The organism is Archangium lipolyticum (assembly GCF_024623785.1).
In the GTDB taxonomy this organism is placed as follows: Bacteria; Myxococcota; Myxococcia; order Myxococcales; family Myxococcaceae; genus Archangium; species Archangium lipolyticum.
Map to the genome: position 1 here is coordinate 1 of NZ_JANKBZ010000003.1, position 25,136 is coordinate 25,136.

At 68.9% G+C, this 25,136-nt stretch carries 21 protein-coding genes; 9 read left to right on the forward strand and 12 right to left on the reverse strand.

What is annotated here, in order from left to right:
* Positions 1–186: 186 nt before the first annotated feature.
* Positions 187–5,472, reverse strand: a complete 5,286-nt coding sequence (locus NR810_RS07100) for a trifunctional serine/threonine-protein kinase/ATP-binding protein/sensor histidine kinase (protein ID WP_257449336.1) — start codon at positions 5,470–5,472, stop codon at positions 187–189.
* A gap of 234 nt (positions 5,473–5,706) precedes the next feature.
* The gene (locus NR810_RS07105) at positions 5,707–6,315 is read right to left on the reverse strand and encodes a nuclear transport factor 2 family protein (RefSeq protein WP_257449338.1); all 609 of its coding nucleotides are present in this window, start codon (positions 6,313–6,315) and stop codon (positions 5,707–5,709) included.
* A gap of 188 nt (positions 6,316–6,503) precedes the next feature.
* On the opposite strand from NR810_RS07105, the gene NR810_RS07110 reads away from it, so the two are divergent.
* Positions 6,504–6,983, forward strand: a complete 480-nt coding sequence (locus NR810_RS07110; RefSeq protein WP_257449340.1) for an SRPBCC family protein — start codon at positions 6,504–6,506, stop codon at positions 6,981–6,983.
* Positions 6,984–6,987: 4 nt separating this feature from the next.
* Here NR810_RS07110 and NR810_RS07115 read toward each other — a convergent pair whose 3' ends face one another.
* The gene (locus NR810_RS07115) at positions 6,988–8,121 is read right to left on the reverse strand and encodes a serine hydrolase domain-containing protein (protein WP_257449341.1); all 1,134 of its coding nucleotides are present in this window, start codon (positions 8,119–8,121) and stop codon (positions 6,988–6,990) included.
* A gap of 167 nt (positions 8,122–8,288) precedes the next feature.
* On the opposite strand from NR810_RS07115, the gene NR810_RS07120 reads away from it, so the two are divergent.
* Entirely contained in the window at positions 8,289–9,176 is an 888-nt protein-coding gene (locus NR810_RS07120) for a LysR family transcriptional regulator (RefSeq protein ID WP_257449343.1), read from the forward strand.
* Positions 9,177–9,195: 19 nt separating this feature from the next.
* Here NR810_RS07120 and NR810_RS07125 read toward each other — a convergent pair whose 3' ends face one another.
* The 4 genes from NR810_RS07125 to NR810_RS07140 form a co-directional block, all read right to left on the reverse strand.
* Complete coding sequence (locus NR810_RS07125; RefSeq protein ID WP_257449346.1) at positions 9,196–10,530, reverse strand: replication-associated recombination protein A; 1,335 nt, start codon at positions 10,528–10,530, stop codon at positions 9,196–9,198.
* A gap of 158 nt (positions 10,531–10,688) precedes the next feature.
* Positions 10,689–11,159, reverse strand: coding sequence for an NUDIX hydrolase (locus tag NR810_RS07130; protein ID WP_257449348.1), 471 nt, complete (start codon positions 11,157–11,159; stop codon positions 10,689–10,691).
* Between the two features lie 52 nt (positions 11,160–11,211).
* Positions 11,212–11,682 carry an NUDIX hydrolase gene (locus tag NR810_RS07135; protein ID WP_257449350.1) on the reverse strand — a complete coding sequence of 157 codons (471 nt, stop codon included), beginning with the start codon at positions 11,680–11,682 and terminating at the stop codon, positions 11,212–11,214.
* Positions 11,679–12,986, reverse strand: coding sequence for a TIGR02269 family lipoprotein (locus NR810_RS07140; protein WP_257449351.1), 1,308 nt, complete (start codon positions 12,984–12,986; stop codon positions 11,679–11,681). The genes NR810_RS07135 and NR810_RS07140 overlap by 4 nt, the downstream gene beginning before the upstream one ends.
* A gap of 70 nt (positions 12,987–13,056) precedes the next feature.
* On the opposite strand from NR810_RS07140, the gene NR810_RS07145 reads away from it, so the two are divergent.
* The 6 genes from NR810_RS07145 (at position 13,057) to NR810_RS07170 (ending at position 18,983) form a co-directional block, all read left to right on the forward strand.
* The gene (locus NR810_RS07145; protein WP_257449353.1) at positions 13,057–13,755 is read left to right on the forward strand and encodes a response regulator transcription factor; all 699 of its coding nucleotides are present in this window, start codon (positions 13,057–13,059) and stop codon (positions 13,753–13,755) included.
* A complete protein-coding gene (locus NR810_RS07150; RefSeq protein WP_257449355.1) occupies positions 13,724–15,421 on the forward strand; it encodes a sensor histidine kinase in 1,698 nt (565 codons plus the stop codon). Before NR810_RS07145 ends, NR810_RS07150 begins: the two co-directional genes overlap by 32 nt.
* Entirely contained in the window at positions 15,418–16,635 is a 1,218-nt protein-coding gene (locus tag NR810_RS07155; RefSeq protein WP_257449357.1) for a cytochrome P450, read from the forward strand. Before NR810_RS07150 ends, NR810_RS07155 begins: the two co-directional genes overlap by 4 nt.
* Positions 16,636–16,724: 89 nt before the next feature.
* Positions 16,725–17,957: a cytochrome P450 gene (locus NR810_RS07160; RefSeq protein WP_257449359.1), complete on the forward strand. Its 1,233-nt coding sequence runs from the start codon at positions 16,725–16,727 to the stop codon at positions 17,955–17,957.
* Positions 17,958–17,966: 9 nt separating this feature from the next.
* Positions 17,967–18,674, forward strand: coding sequence for a hypothetical protein (locus NR810_RS07165; RefSeq protein ID WP_257449361.1), 708 nt, complete (start codon positions 17,967–17,969; stop codon positions 18,672–18,674).
* Between the two features lie 9 nt (positions 18,675–18,683).
* Positions 18,684–18,983 carry a hypothetical protein gene (locus NR810_RS07170; protein ID WP_257449363.1) on the forward strand — a complete coding sequence of 100 codons (300 nt, stop codon included), beginning with the start codon at positions 18,684–18,686 and terminating at the stop codon, positions 18,981–18,983.
* 16 nt (positions 18,984–18,999) lie between these two features.
* Here NR810_RS07170 and NR810_RS07175 read toward each other — a convergent pair whose 3' ends face one another.
* From NR810_RS07175 to NR810_RS07190, 4 genes are all read right to left on the reverse strand, one after another.
* A complete protein-coding gene (locus NR810_RS07175; protein ID WP_257449365.1) occupies positions 19,000–20,190 on the reverse strand; it encodes a hypothetical protein in 1,191 nt (396 codons plus the stop codon).
* Positions 20,191–20,193: 3 nt separating this feature from the next.
* Complete coding sequence (locus NR810_RS07180) at positions 20,194–21,483, reverse strand: hypothetical protein (protein WP_257449367.1); 1,290 nt, start codon at positions 21,481–21,483, stop codon at positions 20,194–20,196.
* 117 nt (positions 21,484–21,600) lie between these two features.
* On the reverse strand, positions 21,601–21,960 hold the full coding sequence (locus NR810_RS07185) for a protease inhibitor I9 family protein (protein WP_257449369.1): 360 nt from the start codon (positions 21,958–21,960) through the stop codon (positions 21,601–21,603).
* Between the two features lie 17 nt (positions 21,961–21,977).
* On the reverse strand, positions 21,978–22,682 hold the full coding sequence (locus NR810_RS07190; RefSeq protein WP_257449371.1) for a pyridoxamine 5'-phosphate oxidase family protein: 705 nt from the start codon (positions 22,680–22,682) through the stop codon (positions 21,978–21,980).
* Between NR810_RS07190 and pdxR the strand changes: the two genes are divergently transcribed.
* A complete protein-coding gene (pdxR, locus tag NR810_RS07195) occupies positions 22,681–24,321 on the forward strand; it encodes a MocR-like pyridoxine biosynthesis transcription factor PdxR (RefSeq protein WP_306817974.1) in 1,641 nt (546 codons plus the stop codon). The genes NR810_RS07190 and pdxR overlap by 2 nt on opposite strands.
* Here pdxR and NR810_RS07200 read toward each other — a convergent pair.
* The gene (locus NR810_RS07200) at positions 24,242–25,126 is read right to left on the reverse strand and encodes a B-box zinc finger protein (protein WP_257449373.1); all 885 of its coding nucleotides are present in this window, start codon (positions 25,124–25,126) and stop codon (positions 24,242–24,244) included. The genes pdxR and NR810_RS07200 overlap by 80 nt on opposite strands.
* Positions 25,127–25,136: the final 10 nt, after the last annotated feature.

A 25,136-nucleotide genomic window follows, 5' to 3' on the forward strand; every position in this document is an offset into this window, starting at 1 on the left:
CCAAATCCTCAGGAGGTCCGCCCGGCTCAATCACCATCGGCCGTGGTCTCAAAACCCTGGCCATCATCGCCGATGACCTCCAGCGTCTCCAGGAGCTGGGCCTGAAAATGTGACTAATGCTCAGCTCCCAGAGGGAGAGGGAGCATGCGCAACACGACTATGTCCACGAACTTCGTGGACACTCCACTAGCTCGAGGAGAGAGGAAGCTCCAGCGTGGTCACGGCGCCCTTGCCGGGTCCCTCGCTGTCGATGGTGAGGCTGCCCTTGAGCAGCTGAGCCGCCAGGGCGCTGGAGTGCAGGCCGAAGCCGTGGCCGTCCTTGCGGGTGGTGAAGCCATGGGAGAAGAGCTTCCCCTTCACCTCTGGAGCGATTCCCACCCCATCATCCACCACCTGGATGCGAGCCACCGGCCCTTCCGCGCTCAGCTTCACCCACATGTTGCGCTGTCCCTCGGGCTTCGAGTCCAGCGCGTATTTGGCATTGCTGAGCAGGTTGATGAGGATCTGCAGCACCTTGTGCTTGTCCACCTTCACCTTGGGGACGGGAGCGCGCTCGAGGTGGACGGACACACCGTGGCGCCGCAGGGCGGGCATCTGGATGCGCAGGGCATCGTCGACGAGGTGGGCCAGGTCGCACTCCTCCGTCATGAGCGTGGTCCTGGCGTACGTCTGCTGAACCTGGACGATGGTGCGGATGTGCTCGACGTGACGGCCCATGGCATCCATGTCATCCATGAGGCGTGTCTGCTCGAGCACCAGCTCGTCAGCGAGAGCGGAGAGGTAGTCCGGCAGGTGGCCGCCGCGAGCGCCCTCGGCGAGGAAGTCCGCCAGGCCCGCCCGGTTCTCCTGCAGCAGGTTCGCGGCCAGCTTCAGGCGGCCCACACGAGAGGAGCCCACGGCTCTACGCATGACCTCCAGGTTGACGACGGCGCTGGTGAGCACATTGCCCACGTTGTGCAGGACGTTGGAGGCCACCTCGGCCATGCCCACCTCGCGAGCGGTATCCACCAGGCGGGCCTGCGCCTGCTTGAGCTCGCGCGTGCGCTCCTCCACCCGGTGCTCCAGCTCTTCATTGGCCCGGTGTAGCTCCGCCCTGGCGCGCTGGACGTCCTCATAGAGCCGCGCGTTCTCGATGGAGATGGCGGCCTGGGAGGCAATGTGACCCAGGAGCGCCAGGCGCGTGGGGCTGAAGGCGTCGGTGGCCAGGTTGTTCTCCAGGTAGAGCACTCCGGAGAACTGCTCCTGCCTCAACAGGGGCAGGCACAACACCGAGCGCGCTCCACTGTGAACCAGGTTCGCATCGGACGAGAAGGGATGGGGCTTGGAGGCATCGCCGATGAGCACGTGCTCCCGTGTGCGCCGGACATAGGCGAGGAGCGTCCACGGAAGCTCGGGGGCCGCTCCCTCCGATGACGTATCGGAGATGGCGGCCACCGAAAGTGTGTCGCCGTCGGGCAGCAGCAGGGCGCCTCGCTGGGCACCCGCGTTCTCGATGGCCGCGCGCAGCAGCGTGGTGACCAGCCGATCCAGGACGATCTCACTGGAGACGGCCTGCTGGGCCTTGACGACCGTGAGCGCGTCGATGTGGGTCGAGTTCGTGCTGCTGGTGGTCAGGGCATCCTGGGTGTCCGAGGAGGAGGCGGCGGCGGAGGCGAGGTGTGGCCAGAGGGACTCCAGGTGCTGGACCTTGCCCAGGGCGCCCCATTGCCGGTACGCCGCCCGGGCTTCACGCGCGAAGGCATGCGCGACGATGGGCGCCTGCCGGGTGCGCCAGAAGTTCGCGGCGAGCTCGCTGGCCAGTCCCACGAAGTGGGTGGCTCCATTCTCCCGGGCGGAGCGGATGGCTTCCTCATAGGCGCGCGTGGCCTCCTCGGACCGTCCCGAGAGGCGGGCCAGCTCCGCGGAGACCAGCCGCTCGAGCGCGTGGAAGTTCTCGGGGCAGCTGCCTGCCCACTCCGCGAGCTGCTGCCGATGCGACTGGATGGCCTCGAGGAGCCGCTGCTGCTCCTCGGGCGAGGCCTCCTCGAAGCACGCCGCCAGGGCCAGGGCGCGGTAGAAGTGGAAGACGCAGTGGGGGAGGGTGCCCTGGATGACCCACTGGAACTCGGCCGTCTTGTCCGCGGCCTCCCGGGCCTCCGCGTAGGCACCGCACATGAATTTCGACTGGAGCCTGGCGAGCCAATAGTTGCTCTTCAGGGTCGCCTGGCGTTTGGGGAGCTGCGCCTCGAAGGTCTTCTCATCGAAGCCGTCCCCGTTCAGCGTGCCGAACGAGTGGGTGTGCCCGCGCATGTTCTGCACGTAGCGTTGATCCAGCAGGACATAGTCCTGGGGCTCCTGGATCCCCGTCTTGCTCAGGAACTCGCCGCGCACGAGCGACTCCCGGTAGACCTCCTCCAGGTGGTGCCCCATGAAGAGACGGTTGTAGACGATGTACCAGTTGCTGTAGGCGGCGCCCAGGATGTCCCCCACCTGAAGCGCGTGGTGGAAGGCATGGAGGACGAACTCCTGCGCTCGGGGCAGGGGCTGGGTCCAATAGCTGCAGAACTGCATGCAGTAGAGAACCCGCCCCCGGTGGGCGGACAGGTTGTAGCGCTCGACGAACTCGAGGGCGAGCTTGGAGAAGGCAAGGCCTTCCCGGTACCGCTTGAAGTACGAGCTGCTGATGAAGCCGAACCAGCCATATCCCGGCGTGGCGGCATCCACGAAGCCGTGCCGGATGGAGAGGGTGACAATCCGGCTCAGGATGATGATGAACAGGTGGTGGTTGGTGGCGTACGCGGTCGGGTAGAACTCCAGGAGGGTGCTGATGGCCAGCTTCACCTCCGGGTCGGTCATGGGGGGCAGGTCGATGAGGCTCTCGATGGGACGCTCCCCCAACAAGGCCCACACCTCCTCATGGGCGGCCACCGCCTCCTCCCAGGTGGGGTTCTGCGAGAGCGGCATGCCCAGCACGGCCAGGCACTCCCGCATGCAGGTCAGACCCCGCTGGCTCTCGCCCATGGCGAAGTGGACGTCCATCCTCAGGAGGTGGATGGCCACGGAGTCCGCACGGGCGCGGGCCCGGGGGAGGAGCTCCTCGGCCCGGCGGCGCGCCTCGGCGATGTTGCCGTGCATGAATTCACAGCGCGCCTGGGTGAATTGCAGCTTGAAGGCCAGCTCGGGATCCGTCTCCCAGGGGTCTCCCGCAATGAGCGCGAAGGCCGCCGAGAAGTAGGTGATGGCCGGGCGGATCGCCATCGCGGCCTTGGCCTTGAAGCCCGCCTCGGTGTTCAGCTGCATGAGGTGGTGGCGCTCCGCGGGGTCCTCCATCAGCTCCACCCCGGCGTTGAGCTGGCTCACCACGTCGAAGAGCGACTCGCGCAGTTGCTCCTGGGAGAGGCTCTCGAGCAGCAGCCGGCCGATGCGCAGGTGGGCCGCCTTGCGCTCGGACTCGGAGAGGAGGGAATGGGCCGCCTGCTGGATGCGGTCATGGAGGAAGCGGTACCGCGCCGGGCCGGCGCGCACCAGCATGCCTTCCTGGAGCGCGGGCTCGATACCTTGCTCCACCTCTCCTTCCGCGGACAGGCCGGCGAGGGTGCCCAACATCTGGAGGGAGAAGACGTTGCCCACGCACGCCGCCAGTTGCAGCAGGCGCTGCGTGCCCGGGGGAAGCTGACGCAGCTTGCCCACCATGAAGTCGACGATGTTTTCCGAATAGCCCCGGGCGCGCACCCCTTCGGCGTCCCACCGCCAGCCTCCGCCGGGCTCGCGCATCAGCAGGCCATCCTGGTGGATCGCCACCAGCAACTGCAGCAGGAAGAAGGGGTTGCCCCCCGTCTTCTCGTGCACCAGCGCCGAGAGGGGGGCGACCACCTCCCGCTCCGCGCCCGGCAGCGTGTCGGCCACCAGGTGCTCCACCTGGGCCACGCTCAGCGGCTCCAGGCGGATGTCCGTCATTCGTGCTCCCGCCTTGCGCACCTCGTCCAACACGGAGATGAGCGAGTGGGAGGGACCCACCTCATTGTCCCGGTAGGCGCCAATCCACAGCACCGGGAGGGTTTCCGGCCGCGACAGCAGCTGCGAGAGGAGATGCAGACTGGCCAGGTCCGCCCACTGCAGGTCGTCCAGGAACACCACCATGGGGTGCTCCAGGGTGGCGAACACCGAGAGGAACTGGCGGACCACCCGATGGAAGCGGTTCTGCACCTCGCCAGGGGGCACCTCCTGGAGCGCGGGCTGCGGGCCCACCAGCACTTCCAGCTGGGGCACCAGGTCCACGAGCAGCTGACCCTGGCCCTCCCAGGCCTGGTTCACCTGCTGGCGCCACCGGGCGATCTCCTCCTCGCTCCCGGCGAGCAACTGCTGCACCAGACCCCGGAGGATCTGCGCCAGGGTGGCGTAGGGAATGTCCCGCTGGAACTGGTCGAACTTGCCGCTCAGGAAGAAGCCGCGGCGCTGGACCACGGGCTTGTGCAGCTCGTTCACCACGGAGGACTTGCCGATGCCCGAGTACCCGCTGACGAGGAACAGCTCCGGCTTGCCCGTGCCCGCCACCCGCTCGAAGCCCTCGAGCAGGGTGGACACCTGCACCTCACGTCCGTAGAGCCGTTGCGGCAGTTGGAAGCGGTTGGGCGTGTCCTGCGTACCCAGCGTGAACGCCTCCTGCACTCCCTGGCTCAGCGCCTGGCGGCAGCGCTCCAGATCGGCCTGGAGGCCCTCGGCGCTCTGGTACCGCTCCTCGGCCACCTTCGCCAGCAGCTTGAGGACGAGGGCGGACAAGGCCGGGGGCACCTGCGCGTTCAGCTCGTGCGGCGGCCGGGGCCTCTGCGCCATATGGGCGTGGAACCACTCGAGCGCATCCTTCCCCTGGAAGGGGCGACGCCCCGTGAGCAGCTCGTAGAAGGTCACCCCCAGCGAGTAGAAGTCCGTGCGGTAGTCCACCGCCCGGTTCATCCGCCCCGTCTGCTCCGGCGACATGTAGGCCAGAGTCCCTTCCACCAGGTGTGTCGGGGCCGCGTCCAGGTGCTCCACCTTCTGGAGCGTGGCCACCCCGAAGTCGATGAGCCGTGCGTCACCCGAGGGCTCCACGATGATGTTGGAGGGCTTGATGTCCTTGTGGATGACGTTGCGGCCGTGGACCTCGCCCAGGGTGGAGACCAGGGAGAGGGCCAGGTTCAAGAACCGGGCGGGCTCCAGGGGCTGGCCCGTGGACTCGGAGAGGGTCTGGCCCTGCACCCGCTCCAGCAACAGCAGGGGTCGCTCGCCGAGCCGTTCGTACGCATAGGGCCTGGCCACGCCCCGCACGTCCTTCAGCCGCTGCAGGATGGAGAACTCGCGCCGATATCGCTCGTTCTCCGTGCGGCCGGGCGAGGCCACCATGGGGGTCTTGATGATGACGGGCAGGCCATCCGCCTCACGCACCGCCTGAAACAGGGCGTTCGAGCCCGTCGCACGGATGGTCCCAAGAACCCTATACCCCGGAATATCCAACATGGATGAGCACACCCGTGGGCGCGAACCGGTCCCCATGACGTCGTCGCGCCGGTGGTCAAATTGTACGCGTTCGGCCGTGAACAGTGCACCCGCCCGGATTCATTCACGTTCGAGCGCGCCTTTGCCCAGGCCGCTCGGCTCCGAGGCGCGGCGGGGGGGTGTAGGCCCCCGTGGGCCACTGCTACTTGGGGTTCACCACGGCATGCTCCGGGTGGTGTCCGTGACTGCTCGACCTTACTGAGGCTTCTCCGGATCTTCCTGCATACCGGAGCCGCCGACCGCGGCGGGCGGCGGCATGTCACCCCAGCCCGCCTCGAAGAACGCCTTCCACTTCCACTGGCCATCCCGCTTCACGAGGAGCCCGGCGTTCTTGCCGGAGTACTTCTGCCCCCCCATGGTCAGCGTGAAGTCATCCTCGAGGACGACGAGCGAGTCAGACAACACGGTGATGTCGAGCTTGTGCTTCGCCTGCATGTCCGCGGGCATCTGCTCGAACATGGGCTTCACCATCTCCACGTATTTCTGCCGGTCGTACGTCTCGGTGCTCGGAATGCCCTTGCTGTTGTCGGTCGCCATGTAGATCGGGAAGTCGGCCCGGGCGATATCCGCCTCGAAGTCGCGCCGCTTCATGATGGCATCGCCTTCCTTGACCCAGGCTTCGATCTCCTTTCGGGTCTGCGCTTCGTTGGTGGGCTTGCGGGTCCACGGACCCATCTTGGACATGTCCATGGGCATGCCCGAACCACCCGTGGCGGGTGGGGAGTCCTTGTGCTCCTGATCCTGGGCCCAGACGGGCGAGGTGAGCACGAGCGAGACGAGACACACCGCGATTCGACGCATCATGAGGCGACCTCCTTCCCGGCCGAAGTTGGTGGTGCTCCGAGGCGGAGACAAACCGGCTCACCGAGGCTGCCCCGGTCCGGAGGGCCCCCCAGGTAGCCGGGCGGGGGCTTCCGGTGACGCCGGGCGGAGATCGAGAATCGTGCGTGCCCATCCTTACGTATGGAAGGCACGACGAAAGGACGGCCGTCATGCAGACAGAGACGCAGCAGACGAGCGTGACCACTCCGACCGAGCGGGAAATCCGGATCGAACGAATCTTCAACGCGAGCCGCGAGCGCGTGTGGCTGGCCATGACGGATCCGGACCTGGTCGCGCAATGGTGGGGCCGAGGTAACAAGCTGGTCATCGAGCGCCTGGAGGTTCAGCGAGGCGGCCACTGGCGCTTCGTCGAGCACGGCCCCGAGGGTGTTCATGGGTTCGAGGGCCGCTATCGCGAGGTGAAGCCGCCCGAGCGCCTCGAGAGCACGTTCGAGTGGGACGGCATGCCGGGGCACGTGTCGGTGGACAGCATCACGCTCGAGGCGCTCGACGGCGGGCGCACCCGGCTCATCAACACGTCTCTCTTCCTCACCCAGGAGGATCGGGACGGAATGATGGGCTCGGGAATGGAGGAGGGTCTCAACCAGAGCTATGCCGCGCTCGACAGGCTGCTCGCCTCCATCTCCTAGAGGATCAGGCCCTCGAACCGTAGTAGATGGCATCGCGGACGGCGATGGGGAAGGTCCCGAACGCGCCTTCCGTCGCTGTATTGGTGAACGCCACGGCCGTCAGGCGGTGCTTCGGATCGACGAACCAGGTATGGCCGTAGCCGCCGCCCCATTGCCAGGTCCCGGCCGACTGCGGGCTCCTGGCCTTCACCGGGTCGACGAGGATCCCCACGCCGAGGCCGAAGCCCCAGCCGGGCCCCCAGGACTCGGCTTCCGGGCCGACATGAACGGTGGTCAGCTGCTCGACGGAGGCCGCCGCCAACACCGGTGCACCGCCCGTCCGCAGCGTCTCCAGGAACTTCAGGATGTCACCCGCCGAGCCCACCATGCCGCCTCCTCCAGAGGGAAAGGAGCGCGGGTCGAAGACCCGGCCGGGCACGAACGTGAGCGTGCTGGCGCGGCTGGGCAGGGTGTACGATTCGCCCATCCGCACCGGCTCGGGGTGTCCATCCGCGTAGGGCTCCGCGAGCCGGGTGGCATCCTTGACGCCGAAGCCCGTGTCCGACATGCCAAGAGACCGGGTGACGAGGTGTTCGACCACTTCGGGCAACGGAGCGCCACCCGCACGAGCGATGACGGCTCCCAGGACATCGGTGGCAACGGAATAGCCCCAGCTCGTTCCGGGCGGGTATGACAGTGGCGCCGACGCGATCCGCCGGAGGTTCTCCTCCATGGAGAGCCCGGGCTCGTCGAGTCCGTTGGACACCCTGGCACGGTGATACGGCCCGTGCTCCGGCTCCCTGAAGGCGTAGGTCAGGCCCGCGGTATGGGTCAGGAGCTGGCGCACGGTGATGACGGGTTCGCGGCCATCCTCCAGCTTCGGACGGAAGTCCGGGAGCCACTTCGTGACCGGCTCCTCGAGCTGGAGCTGGTGCCGTTCGATGAGTGCCAGGGCGGCGACGGACACGATCGCCTTGGTGACGGAGGCCAACCGGAACAGCTCGTTCTCCCGCATGGGCCGGTCCGCCTCACGATCGGCGAAGCCGGCGGCGCGCCGGTAGACGACCTGGCCGTCCCGCGCGACGAGAACGACGGTTCCAACGATCCGCTTCTCCGCGAGTGCACGGTCGATGACCTGGTCCACGAGGACGAATGACATCGGAGTTCTCCTGGTATGTAGGGCGGCCCATACGGAAATGGGTTATCGCACCCTTTGTTCACCCTCAATATGAGGGTCAATCCCCACCGTGGCAGCCAACGATTCCAGAGAGCCCCCATACGAAAACGTATAGAATGCCCGCCGGGGCAGGGGAGGTCGAATCACCCATGGATTGGGATGACTTGAGGATCGTGCTCGCCGTGACCCGGCATGGCTCCCTGAGCGCGGCCGCGCGGGCCTTGGGGACGACCCAGCCGACCGTCAGCCGCCGGCTCGATGGTTTCGAGCGCCGCATCGGCGTCAAGTTGTTCGAGCGCGGAGCGAATGGGCTCTCTCCAACCCCGCTCTGCGCGGCCCTCGTCGAAGGGCTCGACCGCATGGAGGAGGGCTCCCTGGCCGTCGAGCGTAGGATCGCCGCGCGCGATTCGGGCCTGCAGGGGGAGATCACCGTCACCAGCATCGGTTGGTTCGGGGACTATGTGGTGGCACCGCTCCTGGCGAAGTTTGGCGGGCAGCACAAGCTGGTGACCCTCGAGCTCATCAACGAAGCGCGCCGCTTCAATCTGTCCCGCCGCGATGCGGATGTCGCCTTCCGCTTCGGGTCGTTCGAACAGGAGGACCTCGTCGAGCGCAAGGTCGCCGATGTGGCGTATGGCCTCTACGCCTCGGCCGGGTATTTGAAGAAACACGGCCCTCCGGACTTCTCGACGGGTTGCGCCGGCCATGCGGTCGTCACCCTTCAGGCAGGGCCCGACTGGGCACCGGGCCGGTGGCTGCGGGCGCTCGCGCCCGAGGCCCGGGCGATTCTGCGAACGAACAGCGTCCGATCGCAGCTCGCGGTCGTCGAAGCAGGCGAAGCGTTCGCGTCCTTGCCTCGCGCGTTGGTGGACCGCAGGCCCATGCTCCAGCGCCTCGAAACGCCTCGGCCTGGACCGGTCATGCCGGTCCGGTTGGGGGTCCACGCCGATCTCCGGGAGACACCCCGGATCCGTGCCTTCATCGACTTCGCCGTGCGCGAGCTGGAACTGCGTTCCGCCGAGCTGAACCCGGTCTGATTCGCCTCGCACCGCGGGCTCACTCCCCCCGGGACGCCTTGTCCTCGCGCCACCAGTGGCTCATCCGCTCGTGGATCTCCGCCTCGTGGCCCTCCTTGCTGGGTCGGTAGAAGATGGAGCGCTCCAGCGGCTCGGGCAGGTACGTTTGCCCGGGCGCGTAGTGGTCCTTGTAGTTCCACGGCGGCTGGTAGCCCTGCTTGTACCCCAGCTCCTTCATGAGCTCGGTGGGGGCGTTGCGCAGGTGGAGCGGTGGGGCCGCGTTGGGGTGGGCTTCCACCGCGGCCAGCGCCGCATCCATGGCCTGATAGGCCCGGTTGCTCTTCTTCGCCGTGGCCAGGGTGAGGGTGGCATGGGCGACGAAGATGCGCCCCTCCGGCATTCCCACGGAGTAGTAGCTCTCCTCGCACGAGCGTACGATGTTGATGGCCTCGGGCATCGCCAGCCCCACGTCCTCCACGGCGATCACCTTGAGCCGGCGCCACAGCGCCACGTCATCCCCCGCCTGGAGCAGCCTCGCCGCCCAGAAGATGGCCCCCTGGGCGTTGGACCCCCTGCACGACTTCTGGAGGGCGCTCAGGAGGTCGAAGTGCTGATCCCCATCCTTGTCGTGCCTCGACAGGCGTGTGCCGATCCCCTGGACGGCGATCTCCCGTGTGATCTCCGCGCCATCGGCGGTGAGCTGGGCCGCCAGCTCCAGCGCCCCCAGCGCCTTGCGCACGTCGCCCCCGCTTCCCTCCGCCAGCACGGTGAGCGCCTCGTCGCTCGCCGTCAGCCGCCGGGCGCCGAGCCCCCGCTTCTCATCGGTGAGCGCACGCGAGAGCGCGGTCCGGATGTCCGCGGGGGTGAGCTCGCGCAGCTGGAAGACGCGGCACCTGCTGATGAGGGCGGGCCTCACCTCGAAGCTGACGTTCTCGGTCGTCGCCCCGAGGAGGAGCAGAAGACCGCTCTCGACGTGGGGCAGGGCCTGCTCCTGGACGTTCTTCGCCCAGCGGTGGATCTCATCCACGAAGACGACCGTCCGCCGGTGGTACTGGTTGCGCAGGCGCTCGGCCTCGGCCACCACCTCCCGGATGCGGGGGATGCCATCGGACACCGCCGAGAGGATGACGAACTCCGCGTCGACGCCCGCCGCCAGCATGCGCGCGAGCGTGGTCTTCCCCACGCCCGGAGGTCCCCAGAACAGGGAGGAGACGAGCGCCTTGCGCTCGATGAGCTGGCGCAAGGGGGCGCCAGGGCCGAGCAGGTGGGACTGCCCGATGAACTCATCGGGTGTGCGCGGGCGCATACGCTCGGCGAGCGGCGCGAAGCGGTTCACATCGACGGAAGCGGCGAACAGGTCGGGTCCTGCGGTCATCGGGAGAGCGTCTCTGCTTCGGCCAGGAGCCAGCCACGGACGCGTTGCGCCGGGACGGTGCCGGACCAGGAGGAAGAACCGGCGGCACCCTAACAAACCAGGGGGCGCCGCGCAGCGCCCTCACGGGCCGTGAGGCCCGGCTCGACCAGGGCTCAAGGCTAGACCTCCTCGTCGGGCAGAAGCGTGAGCAGCAACTCGTCGTCGGGCCCCATGGGGCGCCAGCCGGGGGGCGGTGGCGCGGCGAGGAGCGCGTCGCCAGCCCTCCTTACGCGCTCCTCATGGGTTGTTGGGGTATAGGCAGTCCACGTGCCGAGCGCCAAGGCAACCTCTCCACGATTTTCATCGTCCAGAACGGCCGGCCAGCCGTTCGGGAGACTCTCGGACAGTTCGCGCACGAGCACGTCGCGCACAAAGCGCGTGACCCGTTTGCTCTGCTCGGCCTCAGCGAGCAACCCGCTCAACACCTGCACGGCGGCAACGTCGTCATTGCCCAGTTCCTCGGCCAGCAAATACAAAGGGACGGCAGGGCGCGCCTCGGCGAAGGCGGTGAGCGAATCATAGCCGCGCTCGCGGACCCGCTCATACAGGCGCGCCTTCACGTTGCCCTGCCAGGCACGTCCGCCGCTCATGGTCCTCTGGGAGCCATCAGGCGGTGCTGACGAATCAAGTAAAGGGCGCCGTTCAAGCTTCCTCATCAGGCAAAAGCGTGAGCAGCAACTCGTCGTCGGGTCCAAGGGGGCGCCAACCGGGGGGCGGTGGCGTGGCGAGGAGCGCGTCGCCAACCCTCCTCACACGCTCCTCATGGGTTGTTGGGGTAAAGGAACTCCACAACCCGAGTGCTTTGGCGACCTTGAAACGGTTTGCGTCGTCAAGGACAGCCGGCCAGCCGTTTGGGAGACACGCGCACAGTTCTCGCACGAGTTGTCCGCGCACCAGGCGTGTGACCTGATGGTTCCGCTCCGCTTCAGCCACCAGTCCACTGAATACCTGCACGCCGGCGACATCGTCCGGACCAAGCTCCTCGGCCAGTGTCACCAGCGAAGCGGTAGGGCGCGCCTCGGCGAAGGCGGTGAGCGAATCGTAGCCGCGCTCGCGAACCCGCTCGTACAAACGGACTTTCCAATTGCCCTCCCAGGAACGGTCCTCGCTCATTGTCCACCCCAGGGCGTGAAATTCATCGGGATCTTGTACACCTTCATACGCTCCGCGACGATGTCCAGCACCTCGTTCCGCGTCAACAGTCGACCTAGCCTGAGCTCAGCGTCCTGGAGCGCCTTCATGATCATCCGGTTCCATTCACCCGGCCATGTGCGTCCCAGCTTCCAGTTCCCACCGCCGTGAATGGCCTCGTGGTGCGCCCGCTCCAGCTTGACGCAGAACTGGTCAACGTCCATCTCGCCGGTGAAGCCTCGCTTCTCGAACCACTCGCGGAACTCCTTGGGCAGGACGTGGTGCCGCGGTGGCTCGGACATGCCAGCCCCTGCTTTACCCGTCTCGTGCATGGCCCTCACCTTGGGCCCATCTCCAAGCGCCTCGCGCACACCCCGCGGCAGTTCGCCGTGTGCCCGCGCCAGCATCGCCTGTCCTGCCTGAATCCGCACGGCGGCGCTGACGACGGGCAGAGAGAGGACGCCCGCGCGCACCAGGTGGCGCACCAGTTCCACCCACTCGGCGGACACGACGATCCGCGTGCCCATCATCACGCCGTCGCCGCCTACCGCCAGGCCGATGCCAACCAGGGTGGGAGCGGATGGATGCATCGAGGGTAGCGAGAGCCTCATCGTCGACAGCATGGTGACGGTCTCGATGGCTTCCTTGAGCAGCAGCACCTTCTGGAGGTTCTCCGCCGCCACGCGCATTCTCTCCACGGTGGCCGCGAATTCGCTCGTGAGATGGCCTACCAGCGGGGGCACGTCTTGTGCCGCGGCCTCCACCTGTCCGTGCTCCCGAGAGGAGAGCGCTGTCATGGTGGGCTCGAGCATCTCCTGCCTGCGCCACATGTCCGCGAAGAGCGTCTCCACGGGGTGGAGCTGTTGCCTGAGCGCGACGTCGGCGAGGTTGAGGAAGTCGAGCCAGACGGCGAGTAGGAGCGAGCCCACCATGGCGGCTTCCAGTCGCGGGCCGGCCACGCGCAACAGGGCGAGCTGCATGTCCGGGTCCTCCACCTCCGAAGCAGCGTTGGCCAGCCGGGTGGCGGCGGCGAGCTGGGCCTCCATCCACCGCAGTTGCGTGACGCCGTAGTCGGCGTAGCGGAGGAAGACACCGTTGCCGCTGGCGAGGCCCCGGCTACTGGCCTTGAGCCGGGCGAGCTCGCCGGAAATGCGGCGGGTGGAGCCGGACACTTCGCGAAGGGCACCGCGAAACGCCAACTGGGCCGAGACGGCCCTCTGCCGCGTCTCCCGTTCAGCGCTGTCCGACTGGGAGAGCAGCAGCAACACCAGCAGCGTGGCCGTCATCAGCGCCTCCGATGGGGACTTCCACTGTAGCTGGCACCTCTGACGCGTCCGGAGGTAGGCTCCGGGAGCCGTGACCGAACGAGCCTCCATCCTGGTCGTCGATGATGATCCGCACCTGCGCGAGGTGGTGGGCTTCGCGCTCGGGCAGGCGGGCTTCCATGTGGAGCAGGCCTCCAACGGGCGCGCGGGGCTGGAGCAGGTGCGCCGCTCCGTGCCCGCGTTGATCGTCCTGGACATCATGATGCCCGAGATGGACGGGCTGGAGATGTGCCGCGAGGTACGCCGCTCCCACGAGATCCCCATCGTGTTCCTCTCCTCGCGAGACGATGAGGTGGACCGCATCCTGGGTCTGGAACTGGGTGGCGACGACTACCTCACCAAGCCGTTCAGCCCGCGCGAGCTGGTCGCACGCGTCAAGGCCGTGCTGCGGCGCGCCCGTGCTCCCGCGAGCCCCGTCGCCCCCGCATCCGCGTCCCAGGTGTTGCGGCGTGGACCCCTGCGGTTGGATCTCGACCTGTGGCGCGCCTACTGGAACGAGCGCGAGGTGGTGCTCACGGTCACCGAGTTCCACCTGCTCGCCGCGCTCCTCCGCGCCCCCGGCAAGGCCTTCACCCGGGACGAGCTGATGACGCGCGTCTACGAGGACGTCGTGGTGAGTGATCGCACCATCGACAGCCACGTGCGTCACATCCGGCAGAAGTTCGCCGCCGCTGGAGGCGAAGTCATCCAGACGGTCCATGGTCTTGGCTACCGGCTCGCCATCCCCTGAACGCAAGCGCGCCCGCCCGCGCCTGTGGATGGTCTTCGCGGCGGTGGGCCTCGGCGCCCCCATGCTCGCGCTGCTCGGCCTGTCGCTCGTCCGCGTCTACGACGATCAGCTCATCCGCCAGACGGAGACCGAGCTCATCGCCCAGGGCGTCGTGGTGACCGAGGTGTACCGCGAGCTGCTGCGCGAACAGGTGGGGACCGAGCCCTACGGCGTGGGCCGCCTCGCTCCCTGGCCCTTCCCGGGCCCCAGTGGTTCGCACCTGCGGCCCATCCTCCCGTCGCTCCGGGCCTCGTCCAAGGTGCTCCCCGCCGTGGAGGAGCCTCCGCTCTCCGCCATCCCCGCCGAGCCCCGCGCGCTTCACGCGGGCGAGCGGCTCTCACCGCTGCTCATCCAGGTGGCGCGCTCCACCCTGGCCGGCATCCGCGTGGTGGACACCCAGGGCGTGGTGGTGGCCAGCAGCTCCTCGGGTCTGGGGACCTCGCTGGTGGCCCGCGAGGAGGTGCAGCGCGCCCTGCGCGGAGAGCACGGCGGCGTGCTGCGCCGGCGCCTCGCGGACCCCGAGGACGCTCCGCTCGCGTCCCTCAGCCGTGACACCGGCGTCCGGGTGACCGTGGTGCTGCCCATCCTCGAGGGAGAGCGTGTCTGGGGCGCGGTGGTCCTCTCCCGCACGCCCATGACGTTCGCCAAGGCGGTCTACGCCGACCGCTGGAACCTCACCGCCACCGCGCTGGTGCTGGTGGCCGTGGTGGCGCTGATGTCGCTGGCCGCGGCCACGTTGGTGGTACGACCGGTGAGGGCCCTCGTCCGGCAGACGCGGGCCATCGCCACCAGCGCCCCCGAGGGCTTCGTCCCCGTGTCGCGCCCGGTGGTGGAGGAGCTCGCCGAGCTCTCCGAGTCCCTGGCCGGCATGGCCACCGCGCTGAGGGACCGCAATCAGTACATCCGTTCGTTCGCGGCCAACGTGTCGCACGAGTTCAAGACGCCGCTCGCCTCCATCCAGGGCGCGGTGGAGCTGCTGCGCGACAGCGCCGATGCCATGTCTCCCGCGCAGCGCGAGCGCTTCCTCTCCAACATCGACGCGGACGCCCGGCGCCTCACGCGGCTGGTGCAGCGGTTGCTGGAGCTGGCCCGCGCGGACTCGCTGGTGGCCCGTCCCGCGAGCACCGGGTTGGCTCCGTTGCTGGCCTCGCTCGCGGAGCGCGCCCGGGCCCAGGGTCTCTCCGTGGAGGTGGGCACCGTCCCCTCGGGGCTCCGGCTGGGCCTGCCCGCCGAGGTGCTGGAGGACATCGTCTGGCAGCTCATCACCAACGCCTCGCAGCATGGCGGAGAAGGTGTGTGTGTGTGGCTGGAGGCGGATGCGGTGGGCGAGGGGAGGGCGCGGGTTCTGGTGCGGGACGATGGGAAGGGCATCTCCGAGTCCAACCGGGCGCGCGTCTTCGATGCCTTCTTCACCACGGCGAGGGAGCGGGGAGGAACGGGGCTCGGCCTGACCATCGCCCAGTCGATGCTGCGCGCCTTCGGGGCGAGCCTGGAGTTGTTGCCACCACAAGGGAAGGGGGCCGCCTTCGCCGTGGTGGCGGCCGGCGGCACGGGGGGCTACCCAGGAGCATCGGCACAGGGTGAAATGGGACGGTCGTCCATCCCTCACCCCTCGCCGCCACCATGATCAACACCACCAGCCCGACCCCTCCGCGCTACGACTTCTTCACCCCGGAGGTGGTCCGCGACGCCCACCCGCTGCTGACCCGGATCCGCTCCGAGGACCCGGTGCACTTCAGCCCCCAGCTCGGCGGCTGGCTGCTCACCCGCCATTCCGATGTCGTCGCGGCGCTCAAGGATCCCCGCTTCATCCAGGCCACCGGCACCGGCCGGCTGGACGCGATGCCCGAGGAGGCCCGCCAGCAGCTCCGCCCCCTGCGTGACTCCATCCGGCTGTGGATGGGCAACGACAGCACCGAGGACCACCTCCGCTTCCAGCGCATCCTCAAGAAGTACTTCACGCCCTCGACGCTCGAGGCCCTGCGTCCGCGCATCCAGGAGCTCACCAACGAGCTGCTCGACGCCGCGCAGGCCCGGGGCAAGGCCGAGGTCGTCAGCGAGCTGGCCTACCCTCTGCCCGCCAACGTCATCGCCGAGATGCTCGGTGTGCCCACGAAGGACCGCGAGCTGCTTCAGACCTGGTCGCGCGATCTGCTCAACATCTTCCGGAGCTCCTCCATGGAGCAGCTCCTGCAGAGCCAGAAGAGCGTGATGGAGATGACCGACTACATGCGGCCCATCGTCGCCGAGCACCGCGTCAATCCCCGCAAGGATCTCATCAGCGTCTTCGTGGAGGAGGAGGCCGCCGGCAACATCCGCAACACCGAGGAGATCGCCGCCAACTGCGTGCTGCTCCTGTTCGCTGGCCACGAGACGACGGCCAACCTCATCTGCAACGGCCTGTCGGCGCTGCTCGATCACCCCGACCAGCTCGCGCAGCTGCGCTCCAACCCGGAGCTGATGCCGTCCGCCGTGGAGGAGATGCTGCGCTACTCGGGTATCGGCGGCGTCATCTTGCGCGTGGCCGGCACGCAGATCGAAATGGGTGGCAAGCAGATCCAACCCGGGCAGCTCGTGTTCGTCAGCCTGGCTTCCGCCAACCGTGACTCGGACTCGTTCCCCGAGGGAGGCCGGTTCGACATCACCCGGAAGCACAACAAGCACGTCACGTTCGGCTACGGGGCCTACTACTGCCTGGGCGCCTCGCTGGCCCGTCTCGAGGCGCAGGTCTTCTTCTCCACCTTCCTGCCCCGCTTCCCCAACCTGCGGCTGGAGAACCGGGAGTGGGTGCCGTCGCCTCCGCTGGGCCGGCAGCTGACCGCACTCAACGTGACCCTCTGAGCCTTCGGGCCTCCTGACCTGGCTCCTCCCTCCGTTCGCGGTGGGGAGGAGCGCTGGATCGCGCGGCGCATGCGGGTAGCATGGGGCGCATGAGCTCCGCCGCGGCGCCATCCGATCTCAATCCCGTCAGCCCCGAGAACCTCTCCGACCCGCTCCCGCTCTACCGGGAGCTTCGCGAGCGTGCGCCCGTGTATTGGTCGGAGCCCATCCACAGCTGGCTCGTCACCCGCCACGAGGATGTGGTGGCCGGCTTCCGCGACCCGCGCCTGAGCGCCAACCGGACGGTGTTCTTCGAACACCAGGTCCAGAGCCTCGGACCGGACAGCGTCTCGGCCTTCATGCGGGTCATCCGCGACCAGATGTTCATGAAGGATGGTTCCGAGCACATCCGGCTGCGCCGCAACATCAACCCGGGCTTCACGGCCCAGTCGCTCGACACCTGGCGGCCCGCCATCCGCCGCACCATGGAGCAGTTGCTGGAGCGGGTGATGCCCCGGGGCCGGATGGACCTGGTGAAGGAGATCTCCTACGAGCTGCCCCCGCTCGTCATCGCCGAGCTGCTCGGCATTCCGGCGGAGGACCGTGAGCGCTTCCGTGCGTGGTCCAAGCCCATGGCCGACTTCTCCAGCCCCGCGCCAGACGCGGACATGCGGGTGCTGGCCCACGAGGTCAATCGGGCGACGATGGCGTTCCGTGAGTACCTGATGGCGGTCGTCGAGGAGCGCCGTCGCGCTCCCGGTCGGGACGTGCTCAGCCAGATGGTGAGCGCCGAGGAGGACGGCAAGCTGTCGACGGAGGAGGTGGTGGCCAACGCCATCCTGCTCGTCTTCGCCGGCCACACCACCACCACGGACCAGCTCAGCAATGCCGTGTACGATCTGCTGACGCACCCCGAGCAGCTCCAGGCGCTGCGCGGCAACCCCGCCCTGCTGGGTCAGACCCTCGAGGAGTGCATCCGCTTCAGCCCCGCGGTGCCCGGCATCGGCCGCGTCGCCGTGGAGGACTTCGAGCTGCGGGGACAGAAGATCCGCAAGGGCTCGCACGTGATGTTCCTCCTGGCCGCCGCGAACCGGGACCCGGAGGTGTTCTCCCAGCCGGACCGGTTCGACATCTCCCGCGACAGCGCGCAGACGCGGCACCTGAGCTTCGGGTTCGGTCCGCACCAGTGCATCGGCTCCGGTCTGGCCCGCCGCGAGCTGGAGATCGCCCTGGAGCTCCTCTTCCAGCGGCTGCCCGGCCTGCGCCTGGACGAGGCGCACACACCCGTCAGGCACCACAGCCTGGCCTTCCGCGGGTTCTCCTCGCTGCACGTGCGTTGGTAGGAGGTGGGAATGAAACGGCTCCTGCTGGGCGGAGTGGTGCTGCTGCTGTGTCTCTCCTGGGCGTGCCACGCGAGGCGAACCCAGCCTCCGGCGACGGTGCGTTACATCGATCTCCAGTGCGAGCGGTGCTCGCTCGAGGAGCTCGTGCGCCGGGAGGCGGAGCCCTCTGCGGTGGACTGCGGGTGGGCCCGGAAGCGCGAGGAGTGGCGTGCGGTCTCCGAGTGCGTGCTGAAGGCGGATGCCGAGGGCCGTCCCTTCCGGGCGATCATGTGGTTGCCGGGCATCGATTCGGAGATCACCGCGGGCTACATCCGCAAGGCGGATGGGACGCGAATGGAGCTCTGGTCCGACAGTGATGGGTCCGGAGGCGGCAGGTCCTGCGCCGCGAGCGTGTCCCGGACGTCGTGTGCTCGCCTGCTCCAGAATCCCAAGGAGCCCTGGTTGCTGACATGCGACGCCCCGGGCGAGCGCGTCTCGCTCTGCCGCGAGGGCGCGACACGGAGGGTGGAGATCGGACCGGCGCGAGACGCGACGGATGTGTCCTGTGATCCGAAGGAGTTCGGCGATCGGGACTTCTACTGCGAGCGGGGTGAGGGGCCCGGCAACGTCCCCGCGGGGACGTCCCTGGTGTGTCTGCCGGGCGAGAGTGGCAAGTCCCTCACCTGTGCGATCTCCTCCGGGGAGGAGAACCCCTTCCCGGGGCTGAATCCGGAGTAGGCGGAAGGCATGAGACCCTCCTGGCTTCGACGTATTCCGCTCCTGCTGCTCGGCCTGGCCGACCTGGCGCTCGGCGTCTTCCTGGTGTGGAAGGGCGGCCGGGAGATGCTCGGGGCGGACGGCCCCGTCCAGGTGATGATGGGCGGGGTCCTGGCCCTGCTGGGTCTGGGCACATGTGGAATGGGACTTCCAGCGCTCTTGTGCTTCGGGTTCGCTGGGCGGCTCGAGCGGGTGTCCTTCTCGCGGCTCCTGCTCATCTCCCTGGTCATCGGCGGGCTGCCGTGGGCGGGGGTCATCTACTTCTCCTGACCCGCGCATCCACCTGTCAGCGGAAGTAGCTCTTGGAGATGTCCACCGAGTAGCCCAGCTCCAGCGTGGGCGCGGAGGCCGCCACCAGGTACTGGCGGAAGAAGAGCTCCTTGCCCGGCAGGGGCATCGTCTGGCCCTGCTCCGGCGTGTCCTCTGCTCCCGCTTCGTACTGCTCCATGCTTCCGCCCTCGCGCCGGTAGTTGAAGACGGCCGGGAAGTGCGCCCGGGCCCGCAGCGTGGCCACCGGCCAGGACACCCGCGGCAGTGCCAGCTTCAGCCTGCCCGACAGGTGGAAGATGCCCAGATCCCTCGCCAGCACCACCTCCAGTGTGGCCTCCGTCTCACCGAACCTTGCCGGCGCCACCTTCAGCTTCAGCTGGCCGTCCTTCACGTTGGCGGGCAGGGGTGTCGAGTCCAGCAGGACGCGCTCCAGCCGGTGGCCCTCGGGGAGCTCCAGCTCGAGCTCCTGTTCACGGTCCAGCCGCAGCTTGTAGCGCATGCGCACGGTGGCCTTGCCCTCCAGCGTGGACACCCAGGAGGCCTGGGCCTCGGGGATGCTCGGCTCCAGCGGCGGGCGCACCACCTGCCGGGCCACCTTCGGCGCGACGGCCGTGCGCCAGCCGATCCTCAGCACGCCCTGCCGGGGGTACACCTTGGACTCCCCGCCATCGGAGGCGGCCGGCTCCGTCAGCGTGAAGGCCGTGGCATCCGCCTCCAGTTCGAGCGGCACGGGCGTGACATGGGGGCCGAAGCGCAGCTGCACCTGGCGCTCGGCACCCGTCCCCGCCGGCCGCAGGGCGAGGGTCACATCGAAGGCATAGCGGCCGGGCTCCCGGGTCACCAGGGTCAGATGGCCCTCCATCACGCCCACCGTGGCGTCATCCAGCGCGGGGAGCGCCGTCACGTACGTCTCCGCGTCGAGCTGAAGCAGCCGCACCTGGGTCCACCGCTCGCTGGCGAGCACCTCCACCTCGAAGTGCGCGTCCACCAGCAGGGCCTCCGCGGTGAGGCGTCCCTCGAGCTGGCTCTTCACCACCAGGGCATCGGTGGGGGGCGCGGGAGGAGGCGCCTGCCGCTGCTGCTGCGTGTAGAGCGGGAGCAGCTCCTGGAGGGGCACCGTCACGGAGCCCGAGGGCATGGCCGGCGGGGTGGCCGTCGCGGCCGAGGTGGTCAACAGCAGTCCGAGGACGAGAGAAGAGGTCGACATGGTTCACCGCGCTTCCTGGGTGACGGGGGCGTGGGGCGGCTGGCCGCCCGGGGGGAGATCCGACAGCAGGGCCCGCACACTCGCGCGGGAGGAGAGGGCCATCAGGCCGAGCAGCGCCGCGAGGATCTCCAGGGTGTAGATGAGGCCGGTGTAGCCCTGGAGGATGACGGCCAGGGTGGGCACTCCGAGGGTGGCGGCCCAGACGCCCACGAGCCGGGAGGTGCGCTCCTCGGGGTAGAGCCGCTTCACGTAGAGCACCACCGCGGCGCCGAGGCCGCACGTGGCCAGGGCATAGGCCACGTAGAAGTTCATGAAGGCCGCGAGGTAGGCGAGCAGCACGAAGAAGAAGCCGTAGGCGGCGGCCACCAGGTACGCCTCGTGGAAGGCCAGCGGCCTGCGGTGGCGGATGCTGAAGGCGGCCAGCAGCGCCACCAGCCCGAGGAAGGGCACCCAGGCCCGGCGCGCCATGGTGGCGACGACCTCGTCATAGGCCTCCTCCGAGGGGAGGATGACGCCGAGGCTCACGCCCGACTCGAGCGACTGGAAGGCCCAGTCCAGCGCCACCGTGTCGCGCCCGGGAACCACCGAGCTGGCCGCGAGCACATGGGGCGGGTAGTCGAAGTTCTCTCCGCCCTGCACGGCGAGGTGCAGCCGCACGTCACGGGCCGGCAGGGCGGGATCCAGCTTGTAGACGAAGGAGTCGAGCCCCCGGGCGCGGTAGCGGATGGAGAAGGTGCTGGTGGCGCCCTGGGGGATGCGGCCCGTCCAGACGAGCCGGTTGCCGGACTCGCCCAGGTCCAGGTCCGACTCGGCGCCGTTGACCAGGAACTGCAGCTCCGAGAGGAGCACCTGGGACTTGTCCACCTCGATGGGGAAGATGAAGGCCACGTCGATGTCGTGGCCCTCGCGGTTGACGACGGCGTAGTCGGCCGAGAGGGTGAAGTCGAAGCCGGAGAAGTAGCGCAGGCCGCGCTTGCGGTAGTTCATCCCGGCCTGCACCTGCACGTGCTGCTTGTCGAAGGGCAGGGGCTTGAGCTCGGTGAAGATGGTGCCGCTCTGCACGTAGCGCAGCGAGGGCGCCGGCTGTGTCACCGGGGCGCCCCAGCGCTCCTCGACGTCCCGGGCCAGCTCCGAGTTGGCGAACTCGGTCCGGTCCACCACCTGGCTGGCGATGACCGCGGTGGCGAAGACGACGATGAGGAGGCTGCCGAAGACGTGGTGGCGCACGAGCCACGAGAGCGCCCGCCTCGACGGGCCGGGCACGCGCGGGGGCGTGGAAGGTTCGGGGCTCATGGCCCCAGAGAGGGTGTCTGGGTTCATGGCCCCAGGATGGGGCGGGAGCGTGCATCAAGAATGAAGGCCCCGTGCACCCGCTGGGGAATGTTCGTGCAGAATTCGTGGAGGCCCCCCTCAGTCCACGGTGACGTAGCTGTCCTCCTCGACGTAGGCCACGCCGGCCTCGCAGCGCAGGGCGCTGACCGTGTCGGCCGGGAGGGTGGCGGCGAAGCCCTTTACCGCCGTCTTGTACCGGTGGGTCGCCGTGAAGCCATGGCGCGACTCGAGCTCCTGCGTCAGCGCGAGGCTGTCCGGCACATCCTCCTCGAAGATGACGAGATAGGAGTCCGGCACCTTGTCGCCCGAAGTGGGATGGAACGGCGCGGGCGACAGGCAATCGCCCGACTCCGCACCGCACGCGGTGAGCACGAGCCCCAGGAGCAGAGCGAGCGCGGAGGTGACACTCTTCGTTCGAGACTGGCTGTTCGTGGGCATCAGCAGGTGATCCTGCTTCACCCGCCAATCGCCCGTCCAGCGCCGGGAACCGCCGTGCCCGGTGCTCCTCGAGGCCGTTGATACTCCACGACAGATACGGGCGGCCGGATGCCCTCGCGCAGCTCCGGGGAGTCCACGGGCGCGAGTGCCTGGAGACGCAGCGGGATTTCCCCCGCCCAACAGTCGAGCGACAAGTCCTCCGCGTCGTCGCGCGGCGGTCCGGTGCGCACCTTCGCCGAGGCCTCTTCCAGCGGAAGCTTCAGCACGAGGGTGGCCTTCATCTCCTGCGTATTGGGCGGGCGCACCTCGGCCCAGCGGCCCCGCAGGACGTGCTCCGTGATCGCCTCCAGCGCCTGCTCCTTCTCCACGTCGTCCGTCACCAGCGACGCCGTGCCCAGCGCCACCACGGAGCGGTAGTTCACGCTGTGGTGGAACGCGGAGCGCGCCAGGATGAGCCCGTCCAGCAAGGTGACCGTGAGGCACACCGGCACGCCCTGGGCGAGCTGCCGGGCGAGCCTGCTCACCGAGGCCCCGTGGAGGTACAGGTTGCGTCCGATGCGCCCGTACACCATGGGAATGACGTACGGCTGTCCATCCACCGTCACCCCCACGTGGGCCACCAGTCCCTCGTCGAGGATGGCGTGGATGACGGCCTCATCGTAGGAGGCGCGCTGTGGGAGGCGGCGGACCGTGCTGCGTTCACTGGGAGGGGGTGCGTTCATGTCCCTCTACATGCTCCGGAGCTGGTCCATCCAACAGGCCCAGTTCCGACAAATCGGATGGACCAGTGCCCCGAACCCCGGCAGGCTCTACCCCATGAAGACGTGGGATTTCCCGCTCGACCTCCACGCGCCGTCTCCGACGCCCCTCTTCGTGCGCATCGCCCGCGCGCTGGAGGACGACATCCGCCGAGGCAGGCTCCCGCCCGGCTCTCCGCTGCCGGGCAGCCGTACCCTGGCCGAGTCCCTCGGCGTGCACCGCAACACCGTGCTCGCCGCCTACCGGGAGCTGGAGACGCAAGGGTGGATCGCCACCTCGGCGGCGCGGGCCACCTTCGTCTCGCCCACGCTGCCAGACATTCCCGCACGGCCCATCGCCGGAGCCCCTCGCGCGGCCATGCCCTCGCGGGTGGGCTTCGCGCTCCCGGCCGACGCCCCCTTACGCCGCGATCAACCCGATCCGCCTCGCGGCACGATCGTCCTCGCGGGAGGCGTCCCGGACATCCGGTTGCTGCCCGCCGCCCTCCTCGCGCGCGCCTACCGCCGGGCACTGAAGCTCCATGGCAACCGCGTGCTCGGCTACGGTGACCCGAGCGGCCACCCCCGCCTCCGCGCCGCGCTCGCCGGAATGCTCTCCTCCCTGCGGGGGCTCGCCGTCAGCGCGGACGAGCTGGTCATCACCCGGGGGAGCCAGGGGGCGTTGGATCTGGTCGCGCGTACCCTGCTGCGGCCCGGGGACACCGTGGCGGTGGAGACTCCCGGATACCGTCCCGCCTGGCATGCGCTCCAGCTCACCGGAGCCCGTCTGGTGCCCGTCCCCGTGGACGCCGAGGGCCTGCGCGTGGAGGCGCTCGAGTCCCTCTCCCAGCACACGCCGGTGCGCGCCGTCTACCTCACGCCCCACCACCATTACCCCACCACCGTGACGCTCTCCCCGGCGCGGCGGCTCGCGCTGCTGGCGTGGGCCCGCGAGCACCGCGTGGCCCTGATCGAGGACGACTACGACCACGAGTTCCATTACGAGGGCCGCCCCGTCCTGCCCCTGGCCAGCGCGGATCGGGACGGGCTGGTGCTGTACGTGGGAACGCTGTCCAAGGTGCTGGCACCGGCCCTGCGCCTGGGCTTCCTCGCGGCGCCGCCTCCCTTCGTGGAGCATGCGCTCGGGGTGCGTGAGGCGGTGGATCGTCAGGGAGACACCGCCCTGGAGGCGGCCGTGGCCGAGCTGCTGGAGGAGGGCGAGGTCCAGCGCCACGTCCGCAAGATGCGAGGCGTCTACCGCGACCGGCGGGATGCCCTGGTGGAGGCGCTGGCGCGGGAGCTGCCAGACGTGCTCACCGTCTCACCTCCGGCGGGAGGCATGGCCCTGTGGGCCCACTGCGCGCCGGAGGTGGACGCCGCCGCCTGGTCGCGGGCGGGGCTGGAGGAGGGCGTGGCCTTCGCCCCGGGGAGCGCCTTCGGCTTCGACGAGCGGCCCGTCCCCGCGGTGCGGCTGGGGTTCGCCGCGCGCAAGGAGTCCGAGCTCGCCGAGGCGGTGCGGCGCATGGCGCGCGCCCTCCCCAGGGTTACCGCGGCTCAGCGCCAGGGCTCCACCGCCCGGACAACCGCTGGTAGCAGACCACGAGGAGCGACAAGAAGAGGGTGATGCCCACGGAGTTCATGGCATTGGCCAGGGTGGTGCCCACCACCGTGCCCATGGTGCCCAGGGGCTGGAGCACGAGGCTCCCGATTCCGCTCACGAAGGCCACGGCCATGAAGATGGCTCCACCAATCAGCATCACGAAGAAGACGTTCCAGCGGTGACCGTCGGTGCGCTCCCAGGAGAGCGTCAGCGAGTCGATGGGGCCGGCCGGCTCCAGCACCACCGCGGGGATGGCGAGCGCCAGCGCCGTGCCCAGGAAGATGCCCGGCACGAAGCACAGCATGAAGCCGATGCCCAGGACGATGCCGAGCACGAGGTTCAGCCCGAGCATCGGCAGGGCCCGGCCGAGTCCCTCACGGACCAGCTCGCCGAGCGGGCGCTCACGGCCCGCCAGCGCATCCCCGAGGAAGAGGACGAAGACCGAGTAGGTCACCGCCGAGAAGATGGAGCTGGCGATCATGATGCCGAACCACGCGGGCATCATGTTGGCCAGGGCCTCGAAGGGCTGGGTGGCGGCCAGCTTCTGCGCGGCGGTCAGGGAGAGGGTCAGGGGCATCGTCACCAGTCCGAAGGCGACGGAGACCGCGCCGAAGGCCAGGAGCGCCTGGGGGTGCCGCAGGAGGAGCTGGAAGGACTGCTGCAGGGTGTTCCCCACGTCGAGGGCCGCTGGGGCGAGCCGCGTCCCGCAGTTGGCGCACAGGGTGGAATCCACCGTGCTGGTACAGACATAACAGGCGAACGAGCCGCAGCGGGCGCAGGTGAGGGTCGCGGTCGTCTGGGGGTGATTCGGGCACTGAGCTGTTTCCATGAGGACCCAA